Genomic DNA, 386 nt, shown 5'->3' on the forward strand with positions numbered 1-386 from the left:
AATATCGCGGAGTGGAGCAGTTGGCAGCTCGTCGGGCTCATAACCCGAAGGTCGTAGGTTCGAGTCCTGCCTCCGCAACCATTAAAATGGCTCGTTGGTCAAGAGGTTAAGACACCGCCCTTTCACGGCGGTAACAGGGGTTCAATTCCCCTACGAGTCACCAAAAAAACAATTAAATAAGCGGGTGTAGCTCAATGGTAGAGTTCTGGCCTTCCAAGCCAGCTGTGAGGGTTCGATCCCCTTCACCCGCTCCAAAAAATGGGATCATAGCTCAGCTGGGAGAGCACCTGCCTTACAAGCAGGGGGTCGCAGGTTCGAGCCCTGCTGGTCCCACCATTTGCGGCCTGGTAGTTCAGTTGGTTAGAATGCCAGCCTGTCACGCTGGA

4 tRNA genes are annotated in these 386 nt (G+C 54.4%); all 4 read left to right on the top strand.

Going from position 1 to position 386, the window contains the following annotated elements:
- Positions 1–5: 5 nt before the first annotated feature.
- Positions 6–81, top strand: a tRNA-Met gene (locus IC219_RS21425).
- Between the two features lie 7 nt (positions 82–88).
- A tRNA-Glu gene (locus IC219_RS21430) sits at positions 89–163 on the top strand.
- A gap of 17 nt (positions 164–180) precedes the next feature.
- Positions 181–254: transfer RNA gene (locus IC219_RS21435), tRNA-Gly, on the top strand.
- A 6-nt stretch (positions 255–260) separates the two neighbouring features.
- Positions 261–336 (top strand) — tRNA-Val (locus IC219_RS21440).
- Positions 337–386 lie beyond the last annotated feature (50 nt).

Origin of the sequence: Clostridioides sp. ES-W-0018-02 (genome assembly GCF_020658175.1) — a bacterium.
Lineage (GTDB): Bacteria > Bacillota > Clostridia > Peptostreptococcales > Peptostreptococcaceae > Clostridioides.